A 26851-nucleotide genomic window follows, 5' to 3' on the forward strand; every position below is an offset into this window, starting at 1 on the left:
TGATCCCCGGAACGGGCATGCGAAACTTTTCACATGAGTGCCGCCAGCCGCGCCCCCGTGCGCTCGAACCGCGCACGTCGCCGAACCGTCCTGACCACCGCCGGTGCCGCGGTCGCCACGCTGCTGATGTCCGCCTGCTCGTCCGGAGGGACCTCCGGCGGGGGCGGTGACACCAACTTCGTCATGGGCAAGGACGGCATCTCCACCGCCGAGAAGGGGGAACGGGCCGCGGCGCCCGACCTGTCCGGCAAGACCGTCAACGGGGGACAGCTCGACGTCGCCTCCTACAAGGGCAAGGTCGTCGTCCTGAACGTGTGGGGCTCCTGGTGTGCCCCCTGCCGCGCCGAGGCGCCCAACTTCGAGAAGGTCTACCAGGACCTCAAGACCAAGGGCGTCCAGTTCGTCGGCATCAACACCCGCGACACCAGCACCCAGAACGCGGTCGCCTTCGAGAAGCAGCAGGGCATCACCTACCAGAGCCTGTACGACCCCACGGGCAAGCTGATGCTCCGCTTCAAGAGGGGCACTCTCAACCCGCAGGCGGTCCCCTCCACGCTCGTCCTCGACCGGGAGGGCAGGATCGCCGCCCGCTCGCTGGCCGCGCTCAGCGAGGACAAGCTGCGCAAGATGATCGCCCCGGTCCTCGCGGAGAAGTGACGTGACCTCAGTCACCACGCTCGCCGCAGCGACGGGCTACAACGACACGGTGCTCCACGGCGCCCTGCTGCTCGCCCTGCCCATCGCGCTGCTCGGCGGACTCGTCTCCTTCTTCTCCCCGTGCGTCCTGCCGCTCGTACCCGGCTATCTGTCGTACGTCACCGGAGTCGCCGGCACCGACCTGGCCGAGGCCCGGCGCGGGCGGATGGTCGCCGGGGCCTCCCTCTTCGTCCTCGGCTTCACCGCCGTGTTCGTCTCCGGCGGGGCCCTGTTCGGTTCCTTCGGGTACACCCTCCAGGAGAACAAGAGCGTCCTCACGAAGGTGCTGGGCGTGCTCATGATCCTCATGGGTGTCTTCTTCATGGGCCTGATGCCTTGGATGACCCAGCGTGAGTTCCGCTTCCACAAGAGGCCCGTGGCAGGCCTCGCCGGGGCGCCGCTCCTGGGCGCACTGTTCGGTATCGGCTGGACCCCGTGCATCGGCCCGACCCTCGCCTCCGTGATCGCCCTGTCCGCGGAGCAGGGCAGCGCGGGCCGCGGGGCCCTGCTGACCGTCGCCTACTGCCTCGGTCTCGGCGTACCGTTCGTGCTCGCCGCAGTCGCCTTCCGCAAGGCGCTCGGCGTCTTCGGCTGGATCAAGCGCCACTATGTCTGGGTGATGCGGATCGGCGGCACGATGATGATCGTGACCGGTCTGCTCCTGCTGACCGGCGCCTGGGACCGCCTCGTGCAGGACATGCAGTCCTGGTCCGCCGGCTTCACTGTGGGGATCTGATCGATGAGCAAGACCACCAGCACCGACACGGCCCCCGAGCGGGCCGAGGACCCGGACCTCGGCGCCGCCGGCTCCCAGCTCTCCACCGCTCCCCGGGAGGAACTGGCGAGCCTCCCCGGCCTGGGTGTCATCGGCTGGGCCCGCTGGTTCTGGCGGCAGCTGACCTCCATGCGGGTCGCGCTGCTGCTGCTCCTGCTCCTCTCGCTCGGTGCGATCCCCGGCTCGCTGATCCCGCAGTCCGGCATCGACGAGACGAAGGTCGCCGACTTCCGCAAGGCGCACAGCTTCCTCGCGCCCGTCTACGACAAGCTCGGCCTCTTCCACGTCTACAGCTCGGTGTGGTTCTCCGCGATCTACATCCTGCTGTTCGTCTCCCTCATCGGCTGCATCATCCCGCGTACCTGGCAGTTCATCGGTCAGCTGCGCGGCCGCCCGCCGGGCGCCCCCAAGCGCCTGACCCGGCTGCCCGCCTACACCACCTGGCGCACCGAGACCGAACCCGAGCAGGTCCGCGAGGCCGCCCTCGCCCTCCTCACCAAGCGCCGCTTCCGCGCCCATCTCGCCGGTGACGCCGTAGCCGCCGAGAAGGGCTATCTGCGCGAGGTCGGCAACCTCGCCTTCCACATCGCGCTGATCGTCATGCTGATCGCCTTCGCCTGGGGCCAGCTCTTCAAGTCCGAGGGCAACAAGCTCGTCGTCGAGGGCGACGGCGACGGCTTCTCCAACACCCTCATCTCCTACGACGACTTCAAGTCCGGCAACCTCTTCAACAGCGACGACCTGGTGCCGTTCAGCTTCACCCTGGACAAGTTCACCGGCACCTACGAGGCCAGCGGCCCCAACAAGGGCACCCCGCGCACCTACCAGGCCGCCCTCACCTACAGCCAGGGCGCCTACGGCAAGGACAAGAAGGACCTCGTCAAGGTCAACGAGCCGCTGGAGATCGGCGACGCCAAGATCTACCTCACCGCCCACGGCTACGCCCCCGTCATCACCGTCCGCGACGGCAAGGGCAACGTCGTCTACCGCGACGCCGTACCGCTCCTCCCGCTCGACTCCAACGTCACCTCCACCGGTGTGGTCAAGGTCCTCGACGGCTACAAGAACGCCAAGGGCGTCAGCGAACAGCTGGGCATCTCGGCCTTCCTCCTGCCGACCTACACCCCCGGCAGCGAGACGGCCTCCACTTTCCCCGCGCTGCGCAACCCGGTGCTGAACCTGACCCCGTACCACGGCGACCTCGGCGTCAACTCCGGTATCCCGCAGAGCGTGTACCAGCTCGACAAGACCCATGTGAAGGAGTTCAAGGACTCCAAGGGCGCCCAGCTCAGGGACAACCTGAGGCCCGGCCAGACCATGAAGCTCCCGAACGGCGCCGGCTCCATCACCTACGAGACCACCAAGCAGTGGGCCAACTTCCAGGTCGTCCAGCAGCCCGGCACCACCTGGGCACTCGGAGGCGCACTCGTCGCCATCTTCGGCCTCGCCGGCTCCCTGTTCATCCAGCGCCGCCGGGTGTGGGTGCGGGCTGTCAAGGGCGCCGACGGTGTGACGGTCGTGGAGATGGCCGGCCTCGGCCGCAGCGAGTCCGCCAAGGTGCCGGAGGAACTCGGCGACCTCGCCGGGATCCTGTGGGACCAGGCGCCGGGCGCGACCGAGCCCGACGAGCACTCGGACGACTCCGACTCCGACTCCGACGCCGAACCCGACGCCGGCTCCCCAGACCAAGACGACACCACCACCCCCGACCCCGAAGTCGTACCTGCCGAAGGGGCTGAGAAGTGACTCTCGCCGCCGGAACCGAGTTGGCCACGGCCACCAACGAACACCTCGCGAACATCAGCAACACGCTGATCTACTCCGCGATGGCCGTCTACACCCTGGCCTTCTTCGCGTACATCGCCGAATGGCTCTTCGGCAGCCGCAGCAGGGTCGGCCGCACGGCCGCAGCGCTCACCACGGAGGCGAAGGGGAGCAAGGGCAAGGCCCCCGCCGTCACTGTGAACAAGGCCGGCGGCACCGCCGTACTCGAGCGGCCCAAGGTCGTCGTACGGGCCTCGGCCGGTGCGCGGGACGTGCCCGACGGGCCCGGGGCGCACGGCGGGGACGAGCAGGGCGACCTCTACGGGCGTATCGCCATCTCGCTCACCGTGCTCGCCTTTCTCATCCACCTCGGTGGTGTGGTCGCCCGCGCGGCCTCGGTGGAGCGGGCGCCGTGGGGCAACATGTACGAGTTCAACATCACCTTCTCCACCGTCGCCGTAGGCGTGTACCTCACGCTGCTAGCGCTGAAGAAGAACATCCGCTGGCTCGGGCTGTTCCTGATCACCACGGTCCTCCTCGACCTCGGCATCGCCGTCACTGTCTTGTACACCGCCAGTGACCAGTTGGTTCCCGCCCTCCACTCGTACTGGCTCTACATCCACGTCTCCACCGCCATCCTGTGCGGCGCGGTCTTCTACGTGGGCGCCGTCGGCACCCTCCTCTACCTCTTCAAGGACTCGTACGAGACCAAGCTGGAGAACGGCGGCACCCCCGGCCGCTTCGCGACGTCCTTCCTGGAGCGGCTGCCCGCCTCCTCCTCCCTGGACAAGTTCTCCTACCGCATCAACGCGGCCGTCTTCCCGCTGTGGACGTTCACGATCATCGCGGGCGCCATCTGGGCGGAGTCGGCCTGGGGCCGCTACTGGGGCTGGGACCCCAAGGAGACCTGGGCGTTCATCACCTGGGTCGCCTACGCCTGCTACCTGCACGCCCGCGCCACCGCCGGCTGGAAGGGCCGCAAGGCCGCCTACCTGGCGCTGATCGCCTTCGGCTGCTGGCTGTTCAACTACTACGGCGTCAACATCTTCGTCTCCGGCAAGCACTCCTACGCGGGCGTCTGAGGCAGAACCGGCCGACACTGGTGTCATGAGCGGTTCCATCGCACAGGGCACCAGTCAGAGCCACGGGAACACGCACATGCTCCACTTCCTGGTGCGGGTTCCCCGGCGCATGGAGGACGTCTGGCCGGCGGTGGCCACCCCCCAAGGGCTCGCCCAGTGGTTCACCACCGCCGACGTCCTCGAACCCAGACTCGGCGGCGCGGTCACCCTGCGTGACCTGGGCAGCGGTCGGGTCACCGCATGGGACGTGGACCGGGTCGCCGAGTACACGCTGGACGACGGCGACCGGATCCGTTTCCACCTGGAGCGGGACGGCGAAGAAGGCACGGCCCTCCGCTTCACCCATGAGTACCGGGGAGCCGAGGCGGCGGAGCCCGCCTGGCGAGCCCGCTTCGAGAAGCTGGTCAGCCGACCGTGATCGAGTCCAGCTTCTCCCGCAGATAGCGGTGCGAGTCGACGGGCTCGTACGCCACCCGCCCCACCGGAGCCGGTACGGACTCCACCAGCGTCCCCGGTGTGCACTCGCCGAAGTAGACGAGCGACATCAGTTCCTCGGCGGGCGCGTCCGCGGGTGGCGGCAGCACCCGGTGCCGCCCCGACCGCCACCTGTCACCGGTCCAACGGGCCATCAGATCACCGATGTTGATCGTGAAGGCCTCCGGGTCGAAGGGCGCGTCCTCCCAGCCGCCCTCGTCCGTGTACACCTGCAGCCCGCCCTTCCCCGCCTGCCGGTCGAGGATCGTGACCGTCCCGAAGTCGGTGTGCGGCCCGATGCGGAACTGGCCCGGCTGCGGCTCCCCGATCACCTCGACCCCCGGGTACCAGTTGATGTTGAAGCCGTACGTCGGGTGGTCCATGTGCCGGGAGAAGAAGTCCGGTTCGAGGCCGAGCGCCTCGCCGAGCAGGGACAGGAGCTGCTTCTCCAGATCGGCCATCCGCTCCAGGTACTCCTCGCACAGCGCCCGGAGCTCCGGCACCTCCTCCGGCCACACGTTGGGCGCGTACCACTCCGCGTTGACAACGGGGTCCTCGAAGGGCTCGTGCGTCGCGAACGTCAGCGACTCCTTCAGGTCCGGCGGGGTCTGCGTACCCTCCGAGTAGCCGTTGGCCTCCGCGCCCGGGCCGAGCCAGCCGCGGCCCCCGACCTTCGCCGCGTACGGCTGCTTGGTCCCGACGGGAAGCCGGAAGAACGCACGAGCCGCCTCCCGGATCGCGGTCCGCAGCGCAGGATCCACGCCGTGCCCGGTGACCAGCAGGAAACCGGCGGTCTGCAGGGCCTCGTCGACGGTGCGGGCGATGGCGGCGCGGGCGTCCTCGTCGCCGTCGAGCCACGGCCGCAGATCGACCGTCGGAATACGCGGGGCAGGGGCGTTACTCACCGATGTCCTCATTCCACAGTGCCGGATGGTTCTTGATGAAGTCGCGCATCATTCCGATGCACTCGGCGTCGTCGAGCAGCACGATCCGCACGCCGTGCTCCGCCAGCCAGTCGTGCCCGCCGTGGAAGGTGGCCGCCTCGCCGACCACCACCCGCGAGATGCCGAACTGGCGGACCAGCCCGGAGCAGTACCAGCACGGCGAGAGGGTCGTGACCATCGTCGTACCGCGATACGAGCGCTGCCGTCCCGCATCGCGGAACGCGGCCGTCTCCGCGTGCATCGAGGGGTCGTCGTCCTGGACGCGCCGGTTGTGGCCGCGGCCGAGCAGGGTGCCGTCGGCGCCGTAGAGCGCGGCGCCGATCGGGATGCCGCCCTCCGCGAGCCCGGCGCGCGCCTCCGCGACGGCGGCGGCGAGCCAGGTCCGTGCCGTCGCTTGATCCATGTGGTCCACAAGGTCCATGTCCTCACTCTGCTGTGGCCGAAACACGAGGGCAACGTGCGGAAAGTACTCTCCGGGCATCCCGCCGCCGGACGAACTGTCCACGCGCCGTCCCTGGAGGTGCCCGTGGCCGCACTCACCCTCCGCGAAGTCCTGGACCTCGATCCCGTACGGGCCTCCGAGCCCGCCCTCCTCGCCGGCGAGGGCGCCCTGGACCGCCCCGTGCGCTGGGTCCACTCCAGCGAGGTGTACGAGGGCGCCAACTTCCTCGACGGCGGAGAACTGCTGCTCACGAACGGTTTCGGCCTCACCGACGCCGACGAGGAGGTCCGCCGCAGGTACGTCCGCGAGCTGGCCGCGCGGGGCGCCGCCGGGCTGGCGGTGGAGGTGGGCCGCTCACTGCCGCAGATGCCCCCCGAGGTCGTCGACGAGGCCCGCCGCCTCGGCCTGCCCCTGCTGGCCCTGCACCGGGTCGTGCCCTTCGTACGCATCACGGAGGCGGCGAACCGCGCCATCGTGGCCCGGGGGCTGTCCGGGCGGTCGGTGGTACGTCCCTGGGCAGACGACCACACGGCGGCCCTGCTCGCCGATCTGGCCGACCGCGCGGCCCTCAACCAGCCGGAGGTCGAGGCACGGTCCGCGCTCGCCGGGTTCCACCCGGGCCCGGGGGCCCGGCTCATCGGGGTGTCGGTGCACGGCACGCGTGAGGTGGGCGCCGTGGACCGGGCGGTACGGCTGCTGGGCGGGGCGCGGGCGCTGCGGGCGCCGTTCCCCGGCGACGTGCTGGCACTGCTGGCGCTGCCCGGCGACGGCAGCACGGGTTTCGGCGGTGGCCTCGGCTCCGGTGACCCGGTCCGTGCCGTCCAGGAGGCCTTCCGTACGGCAGCCGACGCGGGGCTCACCGTCGCGGTCGGGCACGCCGTCGACGCGGGCAGCGGCTGGCTGCGCTGGAGCGACACGCTGCGGGCGGCGCGTACGACGCTGGAGCTGGCGCTGACCGTGCCGGCCGCCGAACCGCCCGCCCCCGAGGGCCCGTTGGTCACCTCCGCCCGCGCGCTCGCCCTGGAACGGGAGCTGACCCGCGGCGGCATCGACACCAACCGCGACCGCCTCGACCGGCTGGTCCAGCACACCCTGGGCCCGCTGCTGGCCTGGGAGGCGGCCCACCCCAGCGACCTGGTCCGCACCCTGGAGGTGCACCTGCGGCACGGGTGTTCGCCGACGCGCACGGCGGCCTTGCTGCACATCGGCCGCCAGTCGCTCTACCAGCGCCTGGAGCGGATCGAGTCCCTGCTGGGCCTTGAGATCGACGATCCGGATCTACTGGGGGAGTTGCTGGCGGCGGTGTGTGCGCATCGGGTTGTGCGGGGGCGCTCCGCTGGCGGTGCCGCTATGGGCCGTCGGTCGGCTGCTGCCTGATCGTGGCTGGTCGCGGCCCCGCGGCGGAGCCGCAAATCGATACAGCCCCGCGCCCCTTTCGAGGCGCTGCTCCTAGCGCAGGGTGACCTGGCTCGGTCCGTTGTACGGCGCCGAGCACAGCACCGTCTTCGGGGTGCGCAGGGTGTCGTCCTCGGTGAACAGCTTGCGGGCCGCATCGAAGGGGACGTCGTCGCCCGCGACCAGGGCGGCGCGGTCGTAGAGCTCACGGGCCGCTGCCGACAGGGGCGTGCCCGGCTTCCCTTCGTCCGTTCCCCACTCGTCCCACAGCAGCGTCTCCACCTTGTTCAGGGCCGCGAGGTCGAGCCGGATGTTGCCGGCCACGAACCGCTCGCCCCAGAACGGGCCTTGCTCCGGCGGATGCAGCCCGAAGGTCTTCGGGTCCGCACCGCCCTCGCGGATCGCCTGCCACGCCTTGCCCGCGACCAGGAAGCGGTCGCGCGGGACGTCCATCGGGTCGAAGTCCGCGTTCCAGTTGCCGGTGATGGCGGGGTCGGCGAGCTGGGCGTCCGCGAACAGCCAGCCGCGCTCCTCGTCCCAGTACTCGGTGACCACGTGGTCGCAGTGGAAGCCGTCGGAGCCGAAGTAGTCGGCGAAGCCGGAGCGGATGCGGGCCGGGATGCCCGCCTGCCGCAGGAACGAGCAGTGCAGCAGCGAGAAGTCCCGGCAGGTTCCGACGAAACGGTCCTCGACCTCGCGCCGTACGTGCAGCGGGGCGTCGTTCCGTGCCACGAGGATGCGCAGGATGTCGTCGATGTAGCGGGTCTCGGCGTCGTTGTGCAGGCGCTCGGCCGGGTGGGTGTGGTGGAAGAGGTCGCCCTCTACGCGGTGGATGAGCAAGTCGCGGGAAATACGCGCGAGTCGGGTGGGATCGCGGGGTAAGTCGACGTACCGGTCGGCGAGTTCGCCGGGGTCTGAGAACGTGCTGTGCGTGGCGTAGAAGGCAAGCGGCATGGCTGACGGCCTCCCGGATGTCCGGTGTCATCGATCGCGTGTTCGAATGCGGATCGGTGCGGCTCACCGTGTCAAAATTCGCCGGGCATTGTCTAGTCCGCGCGCTGCCACACCGTCACCGCGAGGTCGATGTGGTCGGCATCCGGGATGCCGGTCACCTCGACGTAGCCGACCCGCATGTTCTCCGTGCCGACGCAGGCCCGGTCGCCCTCCCGGACGTCCAACGACTGCTGTCCGAGCAAGGGCGTCAATGCCTTCGCGGGTGGTCGCCGCCCCCTGCACGGCGATGACCAATTTGCCCAGCAGCCGCGCCAGTCAGCGCTCCGAGCGCGAGGACGAGGCCGTCGATGCTGCCGAACTGGTGGTAGAGGCTGATCCGCTGGCCCTTGGTGACGGTGCTCATCGTGAGGCGCCCGACTCGGCGTACAGGCGCAGTGCTGCGTCCGGGAGGCGGTCGACTGTGGCCTCGCCGCGTTGCTGCTTGGGACTCATCGGGAACCGGTGAAATTGGATAGGGGCACTATCCAAATGGCGCCTCTGCCGCTACCTTTGCGGGAGTGACGACCAACGGGGACGGCGGCGCCGAGCCGCTTCAGGCGGAGGATCCGCAGCGGATCGGGATGATTCCGCTGGTGGGCAGGCTCGGGGCCGGCGGTATGGGACGGGTCTATCTCGGGGTGCACGACGGGCGGTATGTCGCCGTCAAGCAGGTGCTGCCCTCGATCGTCGGCGAGGATCCGACGTTCCTGCGCCGCTTCGGACAGGAGCTGGACAACCTCGCCAGACTGCCCGCCAAGGCCACCGCACCGCTGGTGGCCAGTGACCGCACGGCCCGGCCGCCGTGGCTCGCCACCGCGTACGTCCCCGGGCTCACCCTGCGCGAGGCCGTCGAGGTGAACGGCGGGCCGCTGCCCGTCGACGCGCTGTGGCTCCTGCTGCGCGACGTCGCCTCGGGGCTGGCGGCCGTGCACACGCTGGACATGGTGCACCGGGACGTCAAGCCGTCCAACGTCATGCTGACCCTCGACGGCCTCACCCTCATCGACTTCGGCGTCGCCCGTGCCGCCGAGCAGAGCCAGCTGACCAGCACGGGTGTCGCCGTCGGCACGCCCGCCTACATGGCGCCCGAACAGGCCTCCGGCGTACGGCAGTTGACCGGCGCCGTCGACGTGTTCGCGCTGGGGTCGGTGCTGGCGTACGCGGCGACGGGGGAGCCGCCGTTCGGCGACGAGTCCGGGCACGGTGTGCTCTACCGCATCGTGCACGAGGAGCCCGACCTCCAGGCCCTGCGCGCACTGGACCCGGAGCTGGCCGAGGTCGTCGAGTCCTGCCTCGCCAAGGACCCGGAGGACCGCCCCACCGCCGCCGAACTCCTCGAACTCGCCTCGTCACACGGGCCGTTCGAGCCGCCGCTGTGGCCGGAGGCCATCGCCGGGCAGCTGTCCGAGCGGGCCGCCTTCGCGGCGAACGTGCCGGACGCCGACGAGCTGTCGATTCCGGTGCCGGTGCCGACGCTGCCGGGCGCCGAGCCGGGAACGCCGGAGCCTCCGGAGGCGGATGCCGGGGGCAAGCCCGAGCGGCGTGAGCGGCGGCGTCGTACCCGCATCATTCTCGCCGTCGTGCCGGTCGTGGTCGTCACGGCCGGTGCGACACTCGCGATCCGGCTTCTGCCGTACACCTCCGATACGCCGTCCGGCTCGCAGGCCGGGGGCGGTGCCACGCCGTTCGTGTCGGTCTCGGCGTCCGTCACCCCCTCGCCGTCGGTGTCGGGCGCGAGCCCGTCCGGCTCGGCATCGCCGGGCAAGTCCTCGTCCGCGTCGGGGAAGGGCGGGAGCGGCAACGGATCCCAGGGCGGGGCCGCGGGAGGGAGCGGGGCGAACGGCTCGGGGAGTTCGGACGGCGACAGAGGCTCGGGCAGTTCGAGTTCGGATGACGGGTCCGGCGGGTCGGGCGGTTCCGGTGGCTCCAACAGCTCGTCGGGCAGCGGGACTTCGACCACCACCGCCCCATCCTCCGGCTACTACCGGATAAAGAACGCCTCCAACGGCCAGTGCCTGGTCGTGGAGAACTCCACCGGCTCGTACGGAGTGCGCTTCGGGGACTGCACGGACACCCCGGCGGCCTCCTGGAAGACCAGGAGCCTGTCGGGCAGCACCTACCGCATGGTCAACGAGTTCACCGGCCAGTGCATGACCCTGGTTCCGTCCGGGAACCCCCTCGCCTCGGTCAGCGCATGCGGCTCGGACTCCGCGCAGTCCTGGCGCACGGGCTCCGGCGGCACCCTGCAGAACATGTCCAACAGCCAGTGCCTCGAGAACTCCGCCGGCTGGCCGGTCACCGACACCTGCACGTCCGGGAACCAGGCCCAGCGCTGGACGAAGATCTGATGGGGGGGTATCTGACGGGGGGCATCTGACGGGGGTCAGCCGCCCACCCGCAGCAGCAGCTTGCCCGTGCTGGTCCGCGTCCCCATCAGCCGGTGCGCCTCCGCCGCCTCCTCCAGCCCGAACTCGGCGGTGACCGGCAGGGACACCGTGCCGTCCACCGCCTTGGCGAAGGCCCGCTCGGCGAGGGAGCGCAGTTCACCGGGGGCCGTCTTCGCCAGCGTAAGGATCGAGAAGCCGCCGACCGACACCCCGGAGGGGTAGAGCTCCGGCTGTCCCACGTTCCACGCCGGTGCCGAGCTCGCGTTGCCGAAGGAGACCAGGCGCCCGAAGAGCGCGAGCGAGGCCAGGCTGCCCCGGAACGTCTCGCCGCCGACCGGATCGAGCGCGAGGTCGACGCCCCGGCCGCCGGTCGCCTCCCGCACTGCCTCCGTGAACTCGCCTACGAACACCTCGTCGTAGCCGTACTCGCGCGCGTACGCCGCCTTGGCCGCGCCCGACACCACCCCGTACACGGCCCCCGCACCGGCAGCCTTCGCCAGCTGGCCCACCACCGTGCCGACACCGCCCGCCGCGCCCTGCACGAGCACCGTCTCCCCGGGCTGCAGCCGGCCCACCGCGTGCACCAGGGCGTACGCCGTCGGCAGCACCGTCGGCAGGGTCGCCGCCGTACGCAGGCCGACGCCGGCCGGGACCGGGAAGACGGTCGAGGCGTGCGCCAGCGCCACATCCGCGTAGGCGCCGCCCTCCGTCAGCGCCGTCACCTCCTGGCCGACGGACAGGCCCGTGACGCCCTCGCCGAGCGCGCGGACGCGCCCAGACGCCTCGAGTCCGGGCACGAAGGGCAGCTGCGGTACCCGGTAGCCCTCGCTGCGGGCCTTGAGATCGGCGAAGTTCACCCCGGTGTACGCCACGTCGACGCTCACCTGGCCCGGGCCGGGCTCGGGGACCTCCGCCTCCACGACCTTCAGGACCTCGGGTCCGCCGTACTCCTGGAACTCCACCGCACGCATGCCGCATCCTCCATGACTGTTCGACCCGCGACTGTTCAATGAAAAGCGAACAGTCGTGAGTGTATGATTTTCATCGAACACTTGGCAAGACGTGAACCTCGGCAAGGCGTGAAGGAGCCCCGCGTGGCGCAGCGCACCAGTCATCGGGCCGCCCCCGAGCACACCCACCCCGACGACGTCTCCGTCCAGACCGCCCTCGCCGCGCTCGCCGATCCCGTACGCATCAGCCTCGTCAGGGAGCTGGCGGGCTCGGCGGAGTGGTCGCGCAGCTGCGGAAGTTTCGACGTGCCCGTCGGCAAGGCCGCGCTCAGCCATCACTTCGTGGTGCTGCGGGGCGCGGGGCTGGTCGAGCAGCGCGACGAGGGGCCCCGGCGGGTCAACCGCCTACGGCGGGCGGAGTTCGAGGCCCGCTTCCCGGGTCTGCTGGACCTCGTCCTGCGGGACGAACCGACGGACTGAACCCCTCCGCCCCCTCCGGCGTCACAGTGCTGACGGCAACGCACGGGGACGGAGGGGGACATGGGCAGCAACCGCACCTGGATCGCATCGGCCGGAGCGACCGCCGCGCTGGTGGTGGCCGCGGGCCTGTACGTCCAGGCACTGGAGACCGGCCACGGCGGCGGAGGCCTCAGGTCGGATCCCGTTCGGGTCAAGTCGGCGGCCACGGACCGGACTTGCGTCGGCACCCGCCCGGTCGGCAGTCTCCCTGGTCGCGACGACGACACCCCGCTGATGCGGGTGGTCGTACACGTCGACGAACTGGCCCGGAAGAAGTACCCCGACGTCTACACCGGCCTCTCCGTCGACGAGGAGCACCACTGGGCCGACGTGTGGCGCATGCCCTCCGCCGCCTTTGACGACGAGGTCTGCGGGGCGGCCGTCCGGGGCGTGACCGTGCGGCTGCACGACACCGACGTCAGCGGAAAGACCCTCTCCGCCCTCTCCGACCGGATCGGCGACGACATGCGCCGCTGGGACGGAACCTTCGAGATGCGCGAAGTCGCCGCGGACGAACGGGGCTTCGTCATCATCGGCGTCGACGACCCCGACACGGCGGAACCGATCCTCAAGAAGGCCTACGGCGAACACAACAGCAGGTACATCAGGGTCGAGTACGCGGATCAGGCGGAACTGCTGGACGCGGACTGAGCCTTCGCCCGGCGCAGCACCGCGTACAGACCCGCGCTCACCGCGAACCCCACCACCGGCGTGATGTCGCCGAAGGACGGCCAGTGCTTCGGGACGTAGCCGACGAAGTCCTCCTGGTTGGAGAAGAGCGGAACCGACACCGCGACGCCTATCAACAGGGCTGCCAGCCCGGGCCAGTTGGTGAAGGAACGGTCGGTCAGACGGGCCGTCCGCTCCTCGTCCGTGGCCGTGCGGGACTGCAGCCATCGCTCCACCAGGACGACCCCGAGCCACGGCGCCACCCAGTACGCGATGACCAGCAGGAACGCCTCGTACGCCGACCCCGCGTCCGACAGTGATGCCCACGCCGCCGCCGTACCGGCGACACCCGACACCACGACCAGCACGCTGCGGCTCAGCCAGGTGGGGAGCTTCAGCCCGAAGGAGGCGATGGAGATCGCGCCCGAGTAGATGTTGAGGGCGTTCGCGGAGATGCCGCCGAGGATGATGGCGAGGAGCACCAGGTCGCCCAGCCAGCCAGGGAGATGTCCCGTGAAGGCCGCTGTCGGGGTGGCGTCCTTGGGAGCCACGATGGTCGCCGAGGCCGCGCCGATGATCGCCACGAGGGCGACCGACACGAACAGGCCGACGGCCGGGTAGAGGACGGTCCTGAACCTGTTCGCGGTGCGCGGCAGATAGCGGGAGTAGTCCGTGGCGTACGGGTTCCAGCCGGCCGCGTAGCCCCAGGCCGCACTGAAGGCGAGGAGGAAGCCGCCGATGCCGCCGCCGGTGCCGCCCCCGCCGAGGTCCGCGTCCTTGAACGTCCACACGCCCGCCAGCAGGAAGATCACCGCGAGGGCCGGGAAGGCGTACTTCTCGAAGGTGTGCACGAAGTTGTGGCCGATGAAGCCGATCAGGATCTCGGCCACGACCACCAGGAGGAGGGACGGCAGCGGGCGCAGTCCTGTCAGCGTGTTGAGGGCGAAGGCAGCGCTCACGCTGTTCACCGCGAACCAGCCCACGCCCGCCACCAGACCGTTGGCCGCGGACGGCAGGATGTTGCCGAGGTGGCCGAAGGAGAAGCGGCCGATCACCATCTGCGGCACTCCGAACCGCGGCCCGTCCAGGGACAGCACGCCCTGCGTGACCGCGCCGAGTGCGGTGCCCAGCACGATGGCGGCCGTGGCCTGCCAGAAGCTCAGGCCGAAGAACAGCACCGAGATCACACCGATGAAGACGGTCGCGAACTCGATGTTCGGGGACGCCCAGGTCCACAGCAGCTGGAGCGGCGAGCCATGGCGTTCGGCGTCGGGGATGGGCTCGGAGCCCGCCGTCTCGACGGCGATGACCTTGTCACCGTATGCGGGGGCGAGGGCGTTGGAGGAGTCGGCGGGAGCAGTCGTCATGCGAGGTAAGTGTCCGGTTCCGGCCGGTCCGGGCACAGGGGCGCATTGTCCGCATCGGGAGCCTCGTCGGCGTACATCCTGTAGGCACCTGGGGTCATCGCCGGGGCCGATGGGGGCATCGGCAGGACGCCCCACTGGCGCGTGGACCGGCACCCCGGCCCGCTCGTAGCGTCCAGGACATGACCACGCAGAGCAAGTCCGCAGAGAGCAGGGGCGTCGCCCAGCTGATGACCGCGATGGTGCTGTCCGGCACCCTCGGCGTCTTCGTCGTCGAGTCGGGCGCCTCGCCTTTCAACGTCGTTTTCTTCCGCGTCGTCTTCGGCGCGCTGGCGCTCGGTTCCTACGTCCTGTCCCGCGGCTGGCTCCGCGACCACGGCTTCACCCCGCGCACCTTCGGACTCGCCGTCCTGGGCGGCGTGTTCATCGTCTTCAATTGGGTGTTCCTCTTCGAGTCGTACGAGAACACGTCGATCTCGGTCGCCACGGTCGTCTACCACACACAGCCGTTCTACGTGGTCCTGCTCGGCGCCCTCCTCTTCCGCGAGCGCCTCACCGCCGCCAAGGTCGGCTGGATCGCGCTGGCCTTCGCGGGTCTGATCCTGGTCTCGGGCGTGACACCGGCCGACTTCACCAGCGGCGGCACCTATCTGACGGGCGTCGGCCAGGCCCTCCTCGCCGCGCTCCTGTACGGCTTGTCCACCCTGGTCACCAAGCGGATCACCGGCGTCCGCCCGCACCTCATCGCCCTGGTCCAGGTTCTCGTCGGCATCCCGCTGCTGCTTCCCTTCGCCGACTTCGGCGCGATGTCCGGCACCGGCTGGGACTGGGGCTGGCTGGTCGGCCTCGGCTTCATCCACACCGGCGTGATGTACGTCCTCATGTACGCCGCCTACGCCAAGCTGCCGACCTCGAAGATCGCCGTTCTCGCCTTCGTCTACCCGGCGGTCGCGATGGTCATGGACTGGGCGGTGTACGGCCACCACATCGGCCTCGTCCAGGCGCTGGGCGTCCCGCTGATCGTGCTGGCCAGCCTGAAGGTCACGCTTGCCCGGCCTCTTCGGACACGAGCTTCCGCGCCTGCTCGAGAAACAGCCGTACGTGCCCCGGAAGCCGCTTCCCGGCCCGCCACGCCAGTTGCGTCCGAAGCGTGAACGGCGGCTGCCACGGCAGCCGTACCAGAGCCCCCTGAGCGAGTTCGGCGGCGACCGTCACCTCGGGCAGCAAGGAGACCCCGAGGCCGGCCGCCGCCGCCCGTTTGGTGGCCTCGATCGTCCCGAACTCCATGAAGTCGACCGGCTCACCGGACGATGTGAGCTCCCGCTCGAACAAGTCCCGGTAGGCGCAGCCCGGCTCGGTGGCGAGGAGGGACTGCCGTACGAGATCGGTGGTGCCGAACTCCCGCCCCGCGAGGGCGTGTCGGGGCGCGGCGACCAGCGCGAGCGGCTCCTCGCACAGCACCACGCTCTCCAGCCCGGGGTGCTCGGTCGCCTCCTCCATCAGGAAGCCGAGATCGTACGTGCCCTGCCGCAGCGCCTGCCGGGTCTCGTCGCCGATGGTGGTGCGCAGGGAGAGCCGCACCCGGGGGTAGCGGTGGTGGAAGAACTCCAGCAGTGGCGGCAGCCGGTACGAGGTCAGCGACTCCATCGTCCCGACCACCAGCGAACCGGCGGGCTCCTCGGTACCGGCGACCGCGGCCCGCGCCTCCTCGGCGAGCTCGATGATCTGCCGGGCGTAGGGGAGCAGCCGCTCACCCGCCTCCGTGAGCCGGATCCTGCTGCCGAGCCGGTCGAACAGCTCCGCGCCCAGGGAGGACTCCAGGGCCCGTACCTGGCTGGTCACGCTGGACTGCGCGTACTTCAGCTCGGCCGCGGCCTGCGTGAAGCTCAGCACGGTCGCGACCTTCTCGAAGGTGACGAGCAGCCTCAGCTCCATCAGTCCGCCTTGGGGTCCTCGCCGCGCTCACGCCGCCGCAGCTCCTCCTCGCGGCGCCGCAGGTCGGCCTCCCAGTCCTTCAGGAGCGCCTCGTCCTTCACGTCTTCAGAAGATGCAGCCTCTTCTTTGAGGGACTTCAGGAACTCGGGATTGTCGTCGGGTGCCACGAACTCGGCGCGGTGGTTGCGGTGCCACTCGGAGGGCGTGGAGCCGCCGGCCGGGACGGGCCCGCGGTACTTGCCCGCGACCAGCCAGGCGATCGGTCCGACCAGCACCTCCCCGAACAGCAGGATGATGATGACCCAGACCACCTTGGGCAGCCCACGCACCTGCTCCTCGGGAGTGTTCAGACAGTCGATGAAGGCGTAGATCCACAGCGCCAGCACCAGCAGGAACGGCAGATACCTGAGCATGGTGGTGCGATCCCCCACGAGACGGCGACGGGGCGCTCGCGGCCCCGGTGACGGGGTCAGGGTAGCGGGTGGGAAAAATGGCGCCCGACAGTGCGCCGAACCGGGGGAGAGGCCATGCATCCGGCAGCCGTCGAGGACCGATTCATCAGCCGCGCCGGGAACCGTCGCTCCTGGGGCGTCGCCCTGCTCGGCCTCGCGACCGTGCTGTGGCTGTACGCCGCCTGGCAGATGTTCACGCCGTACAGGACGGGGAACGGGGTGGAGTGCGACGCGCCCGTGGTCGCGGAACGCGAGGCCGACACCGACGGCGCATGGATGACCAGGCGCTGCGCCACCGAACGCGACTGGCCCCAGCCGCTCGCCGCCCTGCTCCTGGCCACGCCCCTCGCCGCCGCGGGTGGCGTGCTGTACGCGACAGGTGCGACCACGGTGGCACTGCGGCAGCACGAAGCCGACCTGGGGCGGGCTCGGAGCTGAGCCTCGGCGGGCGGGGCGGGCGTCGGGGGTTCGAGGGGCTCGGCGATACTGGGACGCATGGCTTACGACGATCTTCGCTCCCTGCTCAGGGCACTGGAACGCGAGGGTGACCTCAAGCGCATCAAGGCCGAGGTGGACCCGTATCTGGAGGTCGGGGAGATCGTCGACCGCGTCCAGAAGGCAGGTGGGCCTGCGCTGCTCTTCGAGAACGTGAAGGGCTCGTCCATTCCCCTCGCGATGAACGTCTTCGGGACCGACCGGCGCCTGCTGAAGGCCCTCGGCCTGAAGTCGTACGGCGAGATCAGCGACAAGATCGGCGGGCTGCTCAGGCCCGAGCTGCCGCACGGCTTCGTCGGCGTCCGCGAGGCCTTCGGGAAGCTCGGCGCGATGACGCACGTACCGCCGAAGAAGGTGAAGGAAGCCCCCGTGCAGGAGGTCGTCCTCACCGGCGACGACGTGGACCTGGACCAGCTGCCGGCCCTCTTCACCTGGCCGCAGGACGGCGGGTCCTTCTTCAACCTGGGGCTCACCCACACCAAGGACCCGGAGAGCGGCATCCGGAACCTGGGCCTGTACCGGCTGCAGCGCCACGACAGGCGCACCATCGGCATGCACTGGCAGATCCACAAGGACAGCCGGAACCACTACCAGGTCGCGGCGAGGCGGGGCGAACGGCTGCCGGTCGCGATCGCCTTCGGGTGCCCGCCCGCCGTCACCTACGCCTCCACCGCGCCGCTCCCCGGCGACATCGACGAGTACCTCTTCGCCGGGTTCATCGCCGGCAAGCGGATCGAGATGGTCGACTGCAAGACCGTCCCGCTGCAGGTGCCGGCCCAGGCCGAGGTCGTCATCGAGGGCTGGCTGGAGCCCGGCGAGATGCTCCCCGAGGGGCCCTTCGGCGACCACACCGGGTTCTACACGCCGCAGGAGCCCTTCCCGGCCCTGAAGATCGACTGCGTGACGATGCGGAAGCGGCCGCTGCTTCAGTCGATCGTCGTAGGCCGGCCTCCGACGGAGGACGGACCGCTGGGTCGTGCGACCGAGCGCTTCTTCCTGCCCCTCCTGAAGATCATCGTGCCGGACATCGTGGACTACCACCTGCCGGAGGCGGGCGGCTTCCACAACTGTGCGATCGTCTCGATCGACAAGAAGTACCCCAAGCACGCGCAGAAGGTGATGCACGCGATCTGGGGGGCACACATGATGTCCCTGACGAAGCTGATCGTGGTCGTGGACTCCGACTGCGACGTCCACGACCTCCACGAGGTCGCGTGGCGCGCGCTCGGCAACACGGACTACGCCCGCGACCTCAGCGTCGTCGAAGGCCCCGTCGACCACCTCGACCACGCCTCCTACCAGCAGTTCTGGGGCGGCAAGGCAGGCATCGACGCGACCAAGAAGTGGCCCGAGGAGGGCTACACGCGCGACGGCGGCTGGCCCGAAATGGTCCTGTCCGACCCGGAGACGGCGGCGAAGGTCGACCGCCGCTGGAAGGAGTACGGCCTTTCATGAGCAGCGCCTCCGCCGCGATCCCGCAGCCAGGACGCACCAAGGCGTTCCTCCGCCTGGTGATGATCGAGCACTCGGTCTTCGCCCTGCCCTTCGCCTACATCGCCGCGCTCACCGCGATGTTCCAGTGGGACCGGAACATCCACTGGGGGCGGCTGCTCCTGGTCACCATCTGCATGGTGGGGCTGCGCACCTTCGCGATGGCGGTGAACCGGATCATCGACCGCGAGATCGACGCCAGGAATCCACGCACGTCACACCGGGAGCTGGTCACCGGCGCGATGTCGGTGAAGCACGCCTGGACCGGCGCGCTGATCGCGGTCGTCGTCTTCCTCGGATCGGCGGCCCTGCTCAACCCGCTCTGCTTCGCCCTCGCCCCCATCGCGGTGATCCCGATGGTGGTGTACCCGTACGGGAAACGCTTCACGAACTTCCCCCAGGCCATCCTCGGTCTCGCCCAGGCGATGGGCCCGGTCGGCGGCTGGCTGGCGATCAGCGGTGAGTGGTCCTGGGACGCGGTGATCCTCGGCCTCGCGGTCGGCATCTGGATCGGCGGCTTCGATCTGATCTACGCCTGCCAGGACATCGAGACGGACCGCGAGATCGGCGTCATGTCCGTCCCGGCCCGCTTCGGCATCCCGGCCGCCATCTGGGGCGCACGCGTGTGCCACGCGCTGACCATGTCCCTGCTCGTCTGGTACGCGGTGACGACGGACGCGGGCGGCTTCTTCTGGGTCGGCCTGATGATCGTCGCGGGCGCGTTCGTCTACGAGCACTCGATCGTCCGCCCCCATGACCTGTCCCGCCTCAACCGGGCGTTCTTCAGCGTCAACGGGTTCATCGGGATTGCCCTGTTCGTGTGTGCGCTGCTGGATCTTCTGGTTCGAGGGCTGACCGTCTGATTACGGTCCGCCCCATGGACCGCTTGCACACCGGGCTGGCCCGCGCAGAGGAGGCACTGCCCGGTTTCCGGGTGGAGATCGTCGAGGGCAGCGTGGTGGCGAGCCCGGTCACACCGCACCACGGCAGAACGATCCACGAGGTGTGGAATTGCCTCGAAGGGCAGATCGGCCAGGCGTGGGCTCTCATCAGCGGTGTCGGCGTCCTCTTCGACGACGACAACGAGTTCTGCCCCGACCTCGCCGTCATCCCCGCGCCCGAGGCCGAGCGGAACGAGAGCGCCTACCTCCCCGATCTCGTCGAACTCGTCGTAGAGGTCGTCTCCCGCGGCAGCGTCCGCCGCGACTACGAAGTAAAGCCCCGCTGGTACGCCTCCCGAGGCATCGCCAATTACGTCGTCCTCGATCCGCTCGCGGGCCACTGCGTGACGATGTGGAACCCGGGCTCTGACAGCTACCGCGGCCGCGACACCGTCCCCTACGGCCCTCCGCTGACGGTCGATTCCCCGCTCGGCAAGTTGAAGCTCACCACCGACCGTCTCCCTGTCGATCCCGGTTCCCGCCCTCAGCCCTGAGCGCGCCGCCGGAACCAGAACGCCGCCGCCACGCCCGTCGCCAGCCCGATCAAGTGGGCCTGCCAGCTGACGCCCGTCTGCAGCGGTGAGAGGCCCAGCAGGATCGAGCCGCCCCATATCGCGCCGATCAGCAGACCGACCACGACGCCCAGCGGCCGGCGCTCCACGAAGCCGCTGACCAGCAGGAAGCCGAAGAGGCCGAAGATCAGCCCGGAGGCACCCGCCGTGTTGGTGTGCGCCGGGGCCACGAGCCACACACCCAGTCCGTCGGCCACGATGACGACCAGGCACAGCGCGGCGAACCGGCGTATCCCGCCCAGCGCCACGAGGAAGCCCATGACCAGCAGCGGCACACTGTTTGCGGCCACATGGGCGAAGCCGAAGTGGATGAACGCGGCGGGCACGACATCCACCAGCTCGGAGGGCTCGCGCGGCGTGATGCCCAGCCCGTCCAGCGCATGGCCGCTGACCACGTCGACCACTTCCAGCAACCACAGCAGCGCGACCCAGCCCACCATCAGCTTGGCCGCGGCCTTCGCACGGTCCCCGCGCGACCACTCGAGCCCGCTGTCCGACATGGCAACCCCCACTGCTCACTCGTCCCCGCCCGGAGAACGCCCGAGCCCCCTCGACCGGTTCCCACCCTGCGAGGCCGGATAGGCTCGGTGTTGTGAACCCAGCCAAGCCAGGAGAGACGGCGCGTACACCTTGGATCGTAGGGGTGTCCGGGGCCTCCGGCACGCCTTATGCCGCGTCGGTGCTGCGCGCACTCCTGGAGGCCGGCGAGAGCGTGGACCTGGTCGTCAGCCGGGCCTCGCGGCTCACGCTGCTGGACGAGACGGGGATCTCGTTCCGGGACGCGCACTGGCAGGCGGACCTGCGGGAATGGCTCGGGCGGGGAGCCGACGGGAAGCCCGGAATCTTCGAGGCGGACATCGGCAGGGTGCGGTACTGGCCCGCCGGGGACCTGGCCGCCGGGCCGTCCTCGGGCTCGTATCCGAGCAAGGGCATGCTGATCGTGCCCGCCTCCACCGCCTCCGTGGCCGGTGTCGCCCTCGGGCTGTCCAAGGACCTGCTCCAGCGCGCGGCGAGCGTCACGCTCAAGGAGCGCCGCCCGCTGGTCGTGGCCGTACGGGAGACCCCCTTGAACGGTCAGACCCTGCGGCACCTGGTGAAGCTCGACGACGCGGGCGCGACCGTGGTGCCCGCCTCGCCCGCCTTCTACGCGGGCGCCACCCACATCCAGGACCTGGTGGACTTCGTCGCCGGGCGGGTGCTGGACGCGGCGGGCGTCGAGCACGGTCTGTACCGGCGTTGGACGGGCGAACTGGGCGGTGGGAGTGCCGGCCGGTAGGGCACGTCGCAGTACCTCTCATCAACTCGGGATATTTCAGCGGAAGGCATCGAATCGCATGGACGCGGTGGACAGGCAGCTCATCCAGGCCCTGAGGGAGAACGGCCGGGCCTCGTACGCGGAGCTGGGGCGCCTCGTCGGCCTGTCGGGACCCAGCGTCACCGACCGCATCAACCGGCTGGAGGCGGCCGGCGTCATCACCGGGTACCGCGCCACCGTGGACGCCGCCTCGCTCGGCCTCGGCGTCACCGCCCTCATCGGCATCTCGCTGTCCGACGCCGCCGACCACGAGGACGTGGCCCAGCGCATGAAGGAGCTCAGCGAGATCGAGGACTGCTGGTTCATCGCCGGCGACGACTCGTACATGCTCAAGGTGCGGGCGAACGACGTGGACGGCCTGGAGAAGATCATCCGGCGGCTCAGCGGCACCAAGGGCGTCTCCCGCACCCGTACGACGATCGTGCTCTCCACGAAGTGGGAGAACCGGGTCGGGGAACTGCCCGAAGAGGTCTAGCCGTACGGTTGTCGAAGTCGTCGAAGTTGTCGGAGACATCGTCGGTGTCGTCGGAGAAAGGTGTGGGCATGGACGTCGGGCTCAAGCGCGAGCTGGAGGACAAGGTCAGGGCCGGTGAACGGCTGACCCGCGAGGACGGCATCGCGCTGTACGAGTCGGACGACCTGGCGTGGCTCGGCGGCCTCGCCCACGAGGTGCGCACGCGCAAGAACGGTGACGTGGTTCATTTCAACGTCAACCGGCACCTCAACATGACCAATGTCTGCACCGCCTCCTGCGCCTACTGCTCCTTCCAGCGCAAGCCGGGCGAGAAGGACGCGTACACGATGCGCATCGAGGAGGCGGTGAAGCTCGCCAAGGCGATGGAGGGCGAGAACCTCACCGAGCTGCACATCGTCAACGGCCTGCACCCGAACCTGCCGTGGCGCTACTACCCGCGTTCCCTGCGGGAGCTCAAGACCGCCCTGCCGAACGTCTCCCTGAAGGCGTTCACGGCGACGGAGATCCACCACTTCGAGACGATCTCCGGGCTGAGCGCGAGCGAGATCCTGGACGAGCTGATCGACGCGGGCCTGGAGTCCCTCACCGGCGGCGGCGCGGAGATCTTCGACTGGGAGGTCCGCCAGCACATCGTCGACCACCGCACCCACTGGGAGGACTGGTCGCGCATCCACCGCCTGGCGCACGAGAAGGGTCTGAAGACCCCGTGCACCATGCTGTACGGCCACATCGAGGAGCCGCGGCACCGCGTCGACCACGTGCTGCGCCTGCGCGAGCTCCAGGACGAGACCGGCGGCTTCCAGGTCTTCATCCCGCTGCGCTACCAGCACGACTTCGTGGACATGAAGGACGGCAAGGTACGCAACCGGCTCCAGGCGCGTACCCAGATGGCGACCGGCGCGGAGGCCCTGAAGACCTTCGCGGTCTCCCGGCTGCTGTTCGACAACGTCCCGCACGTCAAGGTCTTCTGGGTCATGCACGGCGTCCAGACCGCGCAGCTCGCCCTCCAGCACGGCGCGGACGACATGGACGGCTCGGTCGTCGAGTACAAGATCACGCACGACGCCGACAACTACGGCACGCCGAACAAGCTGACCCGTGAGGACCTGCTGGATCTGATCCGGGACGCCGGGTTCCGGCCGGTGGAGCGGAATACTCGGTACGAGATCATTCGGGAGTACGAGGGCCCGGACCCGGCGCGCCGGGAAACTCCGCAGCCAATGCGCGTCTGACTGCCGCGCCCTCAAGGGGCGCGGGGCTGTATCGATATGCGGCTCCGCCGCGCGGGCGCGACCAGCCCCCACTCTCCCGCAGACGACATGGGTCCGGGGGCTCACGGCGGGTACTCGTCGGGCATGGTGAGCACCAAGGCGCCCGAGGACGCGTACACCGCTGAACCATACGTACCGGACCGCGGCGGTCTCCCTGCTCTTCGCCGGGCAGCCGCGGACTGCCGTGGCTGCCCCTTGCACCGGGACGCCACCCAAACGGTGTTCGGCGCGGGGAACGCGCACGCGCGCGTGATGCTCGTCGGTGAGCAGCCCGGCGACCAGGAGGACCGCCAGGGAAAGCCCTTCGTCGGCCCCGCGGGCAAGCTGCTGGACCGGGCCCTGCAGGAAGCCGGTCTGGACCCCGCGGACGCGTACGTCACCAACGCCGTGAAGCACTTCAAGTTCACGCAGGCCGAACCGCGCAAGCGCCGTATCCACAAGGCACCCACGCTGCGGGAGATGACGGCGTGCGGACCGTGGCTGGCCGCCGAGCTGGCCGTGGTCGAACCCGAGCTGATCGTGGTGCTGGGAGCGACCGCCGGGAAGGCGCTGCTGGGCTCCTCGTTCCGGGTCACGCAGGTGCGCGGGACGCTCCTGGAGGAGGAGATCCACGGCAGGCGGGAGCGAATCGTGCCGACCGTGCACCCCTCGGCCGTGCTGCGGGCGGACGACAGGGAGGCGGCCTACCGGGGCCTCGTCTCGGATCTGGAGGTGGCGGCGCGGGCACTGTCGTAATGCGTACCATGGCCCGGTGTCCCTTACTTTCACTCTCGACCCCGCCGTCACTCCCGCCCTGCGCGACGGGATCCTCGACCTGTGGGCCGATGTCTCGAACGCGGGCGGCTCGGTCGGCTTCGTACCGCCGGTCACGGCCGAGGACATACGGCCGGAGCTCGTGAAGCACTTCGTCGCCATGGCGGAGGGGCGGACCCGGCTGCTGGTCGGCCTGGACGAGTCCGCGACGGTCGCGGCGACCGCCTTCTTCAGCTTCAACACCCACCGGCTGATGACGCACTGGGTATGGCTGTACACGGTGATGGTGCACCCCCGCCACCAGGGCAAGGGGTACGGCCGGGACCTCCTCGCCGCCGCCGAGGACGCGGCCCGCGGCTTCGACGGCATCGACGCGATCCGGCTCACCTGCCGCGGCGGGAACGGCCTGGAGCGGTTCTACGGCTCCTGCGGCTACAAGGAGGTCGGGCGGGTCCCCGACGCCATCCGCGTCGCCCCGGACGACTACCGCGACGACGTCTTCATGCTGCTGCCACTGGGCTGAGAGCCCGCCCACCCCCCTGCAAGATCGGGTCCCGGGCGTGCTTCACTGGACGGTGCCCTTTGGGAATGTTCGTACCGTTGACGGAAGAGTGGATTGAGATGCTCCGCTACACGCTGATGCGCCTCGGGATCTTCGCGGGCTGCTTCTTGGTCGTCTGGGGCCTCGTCTACTCCGGCATCGTCCCGCGCGGCTACGGCGCCTCCAACTTCATGTGGCTCGTCCTGCTGGCGCTGGTGGTCTCCGCCCCCATCAGCTTCGTCGTCCTGCGCAAGGAGCGCGACCGTGCCTCCGTGAAGGTCGTCGAGCGGGTCGACCGGATGAAGGCCGGCTTCGCGGCGAACGCCGCCCAGGAGGACGACGCGGACGACGCGAGCCGCTCGCAGGGCCAGGCACCCCAGGCTTCCTGACGGGGTTGAGGGCGCCCGCTCCCAATTACCCTTGCCCCATGGGTGCCGTGAAGACCAAGCGGATGCCGCGGGCGGTCCGTGAGCAGCAGATGATGGACGCCGCCGTGCGGACCTTCGGGCAGCGTGGGTACATGGCCGCGTCGATGGACGAGATCGCCGAACTGGCGGGCGTGTCCAAGCCGTTGGTGTACCTGTATCTGAATTCCAAGGAAGACCTGTTCACGGCCTGCATCCGCCGGGAGGCGACGGCGCTCGTCGAGGCGGTGCGGACCGGGGTCGTGCCCGATCTGCCCGCCGACCGCCAGCTCTGGGAAGGGCTGCGGGCGTTCTTCACGCACACCGCGCAGAACCCGGACGGCTGGGCGGTGCTGCACCTTCAGGCCCGTACCCGCGAACCCTTCGCGGCCGAGGTGACCGCGATGCGCGAGGAGATCGTCGCGTTCGTGACGCAGCTCATCGTCGTCGCGGCCCGGGAGGCGCACCGCAATCCGAACCTCCCCGAGCGGGAGGTCGCCGGGCTCGCCGAGGCCCTGGTCGGCGCCGCCGAGTCCCTCGCCGCCTGGGCCAACGCCACCCCCGGCACCACGGCCCGCCAGGCGGCGGCCACCCTGATGAACTTCGCCTGGGCGGGCCTGGGCAACCTCATGGACGGGCGGCCCTGGTCGCCGCCGCACACCCCGGAGTCATGACGCGGCGTCAGCCGCCCCGAGGCCGCCGACAGTTCCGCTCACATGGATGCGGCCCGCGCTCCCGCGCAGCTCGAACCGCTCCCCGTCGGTGGCATACGTCACCGTCCCCGGCAGCAGCACCGGTGCCCTGAACTGCGCCTCCACCCGGGCTCGTTCGGGCACCCCGTGCGCGGCGAGGCAGCGGGCCACCGTCCACATGCCGTGCGCGATGGCGCGGGGGAAGCCGAAGAGGCGGGCGGTGAGCGGGTGCAGGTGGATGGGGTTGCGGTCGCCGGACGCGGCGCCGTACCGCCGCCCGACGTCGGCGGCCAGCCTCCACTCGGCCACGGCGGGCAGCTGTTCCCGGTCGTCCCTGGGCGTCTCACCGGGGTGCTGCGTCCGGTGCCGCGCCAGATAGGTGCTCCGCGACTCCCATACGACGTCCCCGTCGGCCCGCATCTCGGTGATCACCGAGGCCTCGGTGCCGCGTCGGTGCGGCTCCAACCCGCCGACGTACACGGCGAGTTCGTACTCGCCGGTCGCCGCGGGCGCGCGCCGCTGCGTGATCTCGATCGAGGTGTGGACGAGGCCGAGCAGCGGCAGCGGGAAGCCCCGTCCGCTCATCAGCCGCATGGCCAGCGGAAAGCCCAGTACATGCGGATAGGTCGCCGGCAGCGCGTCGTCGCCGGTCGCGAAGCCGCACACCCGCTCGTACGCCGCGAGTCGCGCGAGGTCGATGCGCAGTCCGGGCAGGACGAGCCGGCTGCGGGGGAAGTCGGCGTCCGGGCGCGGGCGTTTGAAGGGGGAGAGCAGGGCGCCACGGGCGAGCAGGGGCACGAGGGCGGGGGTACCGGGCAGGACGACGGACATCGACATTCCGAAACTCCCCACGGGCGCTGTGCTTACTCCGGAGTCAGGTTACCCGAGGTAAGGGCAGGTGGGGGAGGGGCAGAAGATGAAAAATGTTCACCATACCGTCCGGCGGTGCCCTATCGGCCAGAAAAGCGACGAGCTTGCACATCCCCGACGCATCCCCGCCGCCGGACCACCTTGGAACCCACACCGGCTCATCACGGGCGCGCCGTACGATCGCCTCCCC

Annotated in this window: 32 protein-coding genes; 21 read left to right on the forward strand and 11 right to left on the reverse strand. The window is 70.1% G+C overall.

Annotated elements, in window-relative coordinates; translation table 11 throughout:
• The first annotated feature begins 33 nt into the window (after positions 1-33).
• Genes EDD92_RS27310 through EDD92_RS27330 form a run of 5 tightly spaced genes read left to right on the forward strand, consistent with a single transcriptional unit; the run spans position 34 to position 4735 of the window.
• Positions 34-657 carry a TlpA disulfide reductase family protein gene (locus tag EDD92_RS27310; protein ID WP_030945463.1) on the forward strand — a complete coding sequence of 208 codons (624 nt, stop codon included), beginning with the start codon at positions 34-36 and terminating at the stop codon, positions 655-657.
• Position 658: 1 nt separating this feature from the next.
• Positions 659-1432 (forward strand): cytochrome c biogenesis CcdA family protein, encoded by a 774-nt coding sequence (locus EDD92_RS27315; RefSeq protein ID WP_123966831.1) that lies wholly within the window; start codon positions 659-661, stop codon positions 1430-1432.
• A gap of 3 nt (positions 1433-1435) precedes the next feature.
• On the forward strand, positions 1436-3217 hold the full coding sequence (locus EDD92_RS27320) for a cytochrome c biogenesis protein ResB (RefSeq protein ID WP_123966832.1): 1782 nt from the start codon (positions 1436-1438) through the stop codon (positions 3215-3217).
• Positions 3214-4317, forward strand: a complete 1104-nt coding sequence (gene ccsB, locus EDD92_RS27325; protein WP_123966833.1) for a c-type cytochrome biogenesis protein CcsB — start codon at positions 3214-3216, stop codon at positions 4315-4317. The genes EDD92_RS27320 and ccsB overlap by 4 nt, the downstream gene beginning before the upstream one ends.
• A gap of 25 nt (positions 4318-4342) precedes the next feature.
• Positions 4343-4735: an SRPBCC domain-containing protein gene (locus tag EDD92_RS27330; protein ID WP_030945454.1), complete on the forward strand. Its 393-nt coding sequence runs from the start codon at positions 4343-4345 to the stop codon at positions 4733-4735.
• On the opposite strand, the gene EDD92_RS27335 is transcribed toward EDD92_RS27330, so the two are convergent.
• Both EDD92_RS27335 and EDD92_RS27340 read right to left on the reverse strand, forming a co-directional pair.
• Positions 4722-5696, reverse strand: a complete 975-nt coding sequence (locus EDD92_RS27335) for an isopenicillin N synthase family oxygenase (protein WP_123966834.1) — start codon at positions 5694-5696, stop codon at positions 4722-4724. The genes EDD92_RS27330 and EDD92_RS27335 overlap by 14 nt on opposite strands.
• On the reverse strand, positions 5689-6156 hold the full coding sequence (locus EDD92_RS27340) for a nucleoside deaminase (RefSeq protein ID WP_185124142.1): 468 nt from the start codon (positions 6154-6156) through the stop codon (positions 5689-5691). Before EDD92_RS27340 ends, EDD92_RS27335 begins: the two co-directional genes overlap by 8 nt.
• 105 nt (positions 6157-6261) lie before the next feature.
• On the opposite strand from EDD92_RS27340, the gene EDD92_RS27345 reads away from it, so the two are divergent.
• The gene (locus tag EDD92_RS27345; protein ID WP_123966835.1) at positions 6262-7554 is read left to right on the forward strand and encodes a PucR family transcriptional regulator; all 1293 of its coding nucleotides are present in this window, start codon (positions 6262-6264) and stop codon (positions 7552-7554) included.
• A gap of 72 nt (positions 7555-7626) precedes the next feature.
• Here the strand turns inward: EDD92_RS27345 and EDD92_RS27350 are convergent, their stop codons facing one another.
• The 3 genes from EDD92_RS27350 to EDD92_RS49990 form a co-directional block, all read right to left on the reverse strand.
• Positions 7627-8526, reverse strand: a complete 900-nt coding sequence (locus tag EDD92_RS27350; RefSeq protein ID WP_123966836.1) for a transglutaminase-like domain-containing protein — start codon at positions 8524-8526, stop codon at positions 7627-7629.
• 92 nt (positions 8527-8618) lie between these two features.
• Entirely contained in the window at positions 8619-8768 is a 150-nt protein-coding gene (locus tag EDD92_RS49985) for a hypothetical protein (protein ID WP_185124143.1), read from the reverse strand.
• Between the two features lie 5 nt (positions 8769-8773).
• Positions 8774-8929, reverse strand: a complete 156-nt coding sequence (locus tag EDD92_RS49990; protein ID WP_185124144.1) for a hypothetical protein — start codon at positions 8927-8929, stop codon at positions 8774-8776.
• Between the two features lie 154 nt (positions 8930-9083).
• Here EDD92_RS49990 and EDD92_RS27355 point away from each other — a divergent pair, with 154 nt between their 5' ends.
• Positions 9084-10913, forward strand: coding sequence for a serine/threonine-protein kinase (locus tag EDD92_RS27355; protein WP_399184195.1), 1830 nt, complete (start codon positions 9084-9086; stop codon positions 10911-10913).
• Between the two features lie 35 nt (positions 10914-10948).
• Here the strand turns inward: EDD92_RS27355 and EDD92_RS27360 are convergent, their stop codons facing one another.
• Positions 10949-11923 (reverse strand): zinc-binding dehydrogenase, encoded by a 975-nt coding sequence (locus EDD92_RS27360; RefSeq protein ID WP_123966837.1) that lies wholly within the window; start codon positions 11921-11923, stop codon positions 10949-10951.
• 123 nt (positions 11924-12046) lie between these two features.
• On the opposite strand from EDD92_RS27360, the gene EDD92_RS27365 reads away from it, so the two are divergent.
• The gene (locus EDD92_RS27365) at positions 12047-12382 is read left to right on the forward strand and encodes a helix-turn-helix transcriptional regulator (RefSeq protein WP_123966838.1); all 336 of its coding nucleotides are present in this window, start codon (positions 12047-12049) and stop codon (positions 12380-12382) included.
• A 60-nt stretch (positions 12383-12442) separates the two neighbouring features.
• A complete protein-coding gene (locus tag EDD92_RS27370; RefSeq protein ID WP_123966839.1) occupies positions 12443-13072 on the forward strand; it encodes a hypothetical protein in 630 nt (209 codons plus the stop codon).
• Here EDD92_RS27370 and EDD92_RS27375 read toward each other — a convergent pair.
• Positions 13045-14457 (reverse strand): cytosine permease, encoded by a 1413-nt coding sequence (locus EDD92_RS27375; protein WP_123966840.1) that lies wholly within the window; start codon positions 14455-14457, stop codon positions 13045-13047. The two genes, EDD92_RS27370 and EDD92_RS27375, sit on opposite strands and share 28 nt — an antisense overlap.
• A 179-nt stretch (positions 14458-14636) precedes the next feature.
• Between EDD92_RS27375 and EDD92_RS27380 the strand changes: the two genes are divergently transcribed.
• Entirely contained in the window at positions 14637-15608 is a 972-nt protein-coding gene (locus EDD92_RS27380) for a DMT family transporter (protein ID WP_123966841.1), read from the forward strand.
• On the opposite strand, the gene EDD92_RS27385 is transcribed toward EDD92_RS27380, so the two are convergent.
• Positions 15496-16389, reverse strand: a complete 894-nt coding sequence (locus tag EDD92_RS27385) for a LysR family transcriptional regulator (protein WP_123966842.1) — start codon at positions 16387-16389, stop codon at positions 15496-15498. The genes EDD92_RS27380 and EDD92_RS27385 overlap by 113 nt on opposite strands.
• Positions 16389-16802 (reverse strand): PLD nuclease N-terminal domain-containing protein, encoded by a 414-nt coding sequence (locus EDD92_RS27390; protein ID WP_123970572.1) that lies wholly within the window; start codon positions 16800-16802, stop codon positions 16389-16391. The genes EDD92_RS27385 and EDD92_RS27390 overlap by 1 nt, the downstream gene beginning before the upstream one ends.
• Positions 16803-16916: 114 nt before the next feature.
• On the opposite strand from EDD92_RS27390, the gene EDD92_RS27395 reads away from it, so the two are divergent.
• Genes EDD92_RS27395 through EDD92_RS27410 form a run of 4 tightly spaced genes read left to right on the forward strand, consistent with a single transcriptional unit; the run spans position 16917 to position 20262 of the window.
• Positions 16917-17279: a hypothetical protein gene (locus EDD92_RS27395; RefSeq protein WP_123966843.1), complete on the forward strand. Its 363-nt coding sequence runs from the start codon at positions 16917-16919 to the stop codon at positions 17277-17279.
• A gap of 57 nt (positions 17280-17336) precedes the next feature.
• Complete coding sequence (locus tag EDD92_RS27400; protein ID WP_123966844.1) at positions 17337-18791, forward strand: menaquinone biosynthesis decarboxylase; 1455 nt, start codon at positions 17337-17339, stop codon at positions 18789-18791.
• The gene (mqnP, locus tag EDD92_RS27405; RefSeq protein ID WP_123966845.1) at positions 18788-19690 is read left to right on the forward strand and encodes a menaquinone biosynthesis prenyltransferase MqnP; all 903 of its coding nucleotides are present in this window, start codon (positions 18788-18790) and stop codon (positions 19688-19690) included. Before EDD92_RS27400 ends, mqnP begins: the two co-directional genes overlap by 4 nt.
• Positions 19691-19704: 14 nt before the next feature.
• Positions 19705-20262: a Uma2 family endonuclease gene (locus EDD92_RS27410; protein WP_260326779.1), complete on the forward strand. Its 558-nt coding sequence runs from the start codon at positions 19705-19707 to the stop codon at positions 20260-20262.
• On the opposite strand, the gene EDD92_RS27415 is transcribed toward EDD92_RS27410, so the two are convergent.
• Positions 20253-20840, reverse strand: coding sequence for a rhomboid family intramembrane serine protease (locus tag EDD92_RS27415; protein ID WP_123966846.1), 588 nt, complete (start codon positions 20838-20840; stop codon positions 20253-20255). The two genes, EDD92_RS27410 and EDD92_RS27415, sit on opposite strands and share 10 nt — an antisense overlap.
• 92 nt (positions 20841-20932) lie before the next feature.
• Between EDD92_RS27415 and EDD92_RS27420 the strand changes: the two genes are divergently transcribed.
• From EDD92_RS27420 to EDD92_RS27450, 7 genes are all read left to right on the forward strand, one after another.
• Positions 20933-21616, forward strand: coding sequence for a UbiX family flavin prenyltransferase (locus EDD92_RS27420; protein ID WP_123966847.1), 684 nt, complete (start codon positions 20933-20935; stop codon positions 21614-21616).
• A 58-nt stretch (positions 21617-21674) separates the two neighbouring features.
• A complete protein-coding gene (locus tag EDD92_RS27425; RefSeq protein ID WP_030945405.1) occupies positions 21675-22130 on the forward strand; it encodes an Lrp/AsnC family transcriptional regulator in 456 nt (151 codons plus the stop codon).
• 68 nt (positions 22131-22198) lie between these two features.
• Positions 22199-23362: an aminofutalosine synthase MqnE gene (mqnE, locus tag EDD92_RS27430; protein WP_123966848.1), complete on the forward strand. Its 1164-nt coding sequence runs from the start codon at positions 22199-22201 to the stop codon at positions 23360-23362.
• 123 nt (positions 23363-23485) lie between these two features.
• Positions 23486-24136: a UdgX family uracil-DNA binding protein gene (locus tag EDD92_RS27435; protein WP_123966849.1), complete on the forward strand. Its 651-nt coding sequence runs from the start codon at positions 23486-23488 to the stop codon at positions 24134-24136.
• 16 nt (positions 24137-24152) lie between these two features.
• Entirely contained in the window at positions 24153-24677 is a 525-nt protein-coding gene (locus EDD92_RS27440; protein WP_123966850.1) for a GNAT family N-acetyltransferase, read from the forward strand.
• Between the two features lie 98 nt (positions 24678-24775).
• Entirely contained in the window at positions 24776-25084 is a 309-nt protein-coding gene (locus EDD92_RS27445; protein WP_123966851.1) for a DUF4229 domain-containing protein, read from the forward strand.
• A gap of 38 nt (positions 25085-25122) precedes the next feature.
• Entirely contained in the window at positions 25123-25773 is a 651-nt protein-coding gene (locus tag EDD92_RS27450; protein ID WP_123966852.1) for a TetR/AcrR family transcriptional regulator, read from the forward strand.
• Here the strand turns inward: EDD92_RS27450 and EDD92_RS27455 are convergent.
• Positions 25768-26622, reverse strand: coding sequence for a MaoC/PaaZ C-terminal domain-containing protein (locus EDD92_RS27455; protein WP_185124445.1), 855 nt, complete (start codon positions 26620-26622; stop codon positions 25768-25770). The genes EDD92_RS27450 and EDD92_RS27455 overlap by 6 nt on opposite strands.
• Between the last annotated feature and the right edge of the window lie 229 nt (positions 26623-26851).

The organism is Streptomyces sp. TLI_185 (genome assembly GCF_003814765.1).
Taxonomy (GTDB): domain Bacteria; phylum Actinomycetota; class Actinomycetes; order Streptomycetales; family Streptomycetaceae; genus Streptomyces.